Here is a 2231-nt window from a genome sequence, read left to right as displayed (position 1 = left end):
CACATTAAAGAAGAGATTAAAGCGCAGACCGGTGCTATCGCTTCGGTGGTGGGTGCGGCCGGAGGCAGTCTGAACGGCAGCGGCAGCACCAACGGCAACAGCAATGCCCTGTTCAATGCACAGGTAGGGGGTGTGCTTGGACAGAATGCGGTGGAGAATAATCTGCTTAACAACGAAGACAGAAAAAAATACGATCTTTTAACAGAGAAAATTCTCAACCATACAGCAAGTAATAAGGAAAAGGCCGAATTTGAGCGGCTGGCTGCTAAAGACCAAGTAAGCAATGAGTTATATAGAAAATATTATTCAGACCTTCATCGAAAAGATGGAAAAAAAGACCTGACAACCCAAGAAGCAGCTAGTTTGCGATCCTATCTAGACATCATCTATGATGATCAGAAAATTCTTGATAGAAAAATTAAGAATGATCTCTATCAAGGTAAAGAAATCTTGAGAAATGGAGAACCTTATTATCCGTTTTGGCTAGCCAAAAGAGATAGAAAAGTCAGAGAACATTGGAATAACTCTTGGAAAGAAATCCAGGATGCCCGAGGAAAGTATAAAACCGGTTTGGCTGCTGTTAAGCATTTCTTTTTATCGGAAGGTCGTCCGATAGGGAAATACGAGAAAGCTTGGAATATCCTTGAAAGGGATAAAGCTTATGCCGATAGTTTTGAAGGCAGAGCAGCAGCCTCCACCGCACAAGGCATTGCTTTAGGTTTGGAATTTACCACTCGAGGACGTTATCTGATGATGGCTATTGGTGGAGCACAAGCCAGTTACGGAACTTATCAAATCACACAGGGAAACCTTGAGCACGGGAAAGCCAATTTCTTTTTAGGTGCCGGAACAATGTTGGGTAGTGTCAGTCTTGGTGGGGCTTCGGTTAAGAAATCTCCGTTGGCAATCCGCGGACCGATTCCGGCCGGATATAACCGACCGCTGACCAGCTTGGATGTTAATGCTGGGCGTATGGCTAATCAATTTTCAACTGCACATCAGAAAGTTACGGATTTAAATATCTTATTTGCCAAACCAAGTAAAACCGTTTCTAATTCAAAAGTAGGTATCCAATGGAATAATGGTATTGGAAAGCAAGGTATGCCATGGGAGAATTATGTTGGTAAAAACCTTCCCTCGGATGCTCGACTACCAAAGAATTTTAAAACTTTTGATTATTATGACTCCCGTGATGGCTTAGCCATTAGTGCTAAGACATTGGATACACAAACAGCATCAAGGATGCTCAAACCAAGACAAATTTATAGTACTTTAAAAAATTATATTGACAAAGCTGCCAATTTTAAAACTTACTCTCTTTCTAGTGTTAAGTTAAATGCTGATACAATTACTCGGAGAGAGATACATTTAGCTATTCCAGCCCAAACCACTAAAGAACAATGGCAGCAAATCAACAAAGCGATAGAATATGGAAAGACTCATGGTATTAATGTTAAAGTAACGGAGATTAAATAATGGAAGATAAGTGCGAAAATAAATATTTTGCAAGTTTGTATGCAAATGAAAAAGCGTTCATTGTGCAAACAGAATCCGGATTTAGGTTGTTAATGTTAGACACCTTATTCCCACCTCATATTTTGTTTCCGGATGTCGATAACAATCTGCTTGGTCAAGCTGTTTTCCAGGCATTAAAAAATAGTCGAACTTTTGAATATGGGAGTAAAGAATATAAAAATTTTTTCGATCCGGTACAAAGAGTTCAACGCTATAACCAATGGGTTGATCATATACGAGAAACACTGGGGTATAAAACCAAATTAGCTTTTTTTAGAAAGATGATGATGTGCAGCATTAAAATGGATAGCAAGGAAATCGTAATTTCCCCCAATAAACATATCAGATCGGATGCGTGGGAAGGCATTGATGGAAAAGATATAATCATACCCGTTGACAGAAACTACTCGGAAATTGGACAAGGAGCAAAACAAGCTCTAAGTTATTGTAAGTAAGTATATACGTAGTGCATAGGCCTGTTCCCACAACATACTTTTAGTGGCCGACGCCGTCAAAAACCAAACCGGACAGCAAGGCGCTGTCCTCTTGTCCGTTGAAGCCGGCTTCGGCTTTAAATCCGCCGGCAAAGAACAAAACCAACACTACCGCCAAAGCCGGCAAAGCAGCCTGAAAGCCGGTGGCGACATCAATATCCGCAGCCGCGAGGGCGACATTACCGTCCAAGGCAGCAACATTACTGCGGGCGACACCATCCG

At 41.4% G+C, this 2231-nt stretch carries 3 protein-coding genes; all 3 read left to right on the top strand.

Features of this window, described 5'->3' with window-relative positions; all coding sequences use genetic code 11:
* A partial coding sequence (locus ACTHRE_RS11045) for a hypothetical protein (protein ID WP_070460227.1) occupies positions 1 to 1476 on the top strand: 1476 nt, incomplete at its 5' end.
* Positions 1476 to 1970 (top strand): contact-dependent growth inhibition system immunity protein, encoded by a 495-nt coding sequence (locus tag ACTHRE_RS11040; RefSeq protein WP_019271746.1) that lies wholly within the window; start codon positions 1476 to 1478, stop codon positions 1968 to 1970. The genes ACTHRE_RS11045 and ACTHRE_RS11040, both read left to right, overlap by 1 nt.
* Before the next feature lie 43 nt (positions 1971 to 2013).
* The coding region (locus tag ACTHRE_RS11035) for a hemagglutinin repeat-containing protein (protein ID WP_440345277.1) at positions 2014 to 2231 on the top strand (218 nt) is incomplete at its 3' end.

Origin of the sequence: Neisseria sp. P0001.S007 (genome assembly GCF_051963655.1) — a bacterium.
GTDB lineage: Bacteria > Pseudomonadota > Gammaproteobacteria > Burkholderiales > Neisseriaceae > Neisseria > Neisseria subflava_A.
Note: the sequence above shows the minus strand (reverse complement) of the source record. Positions and strands in the feature narration are given on the sequence as shown.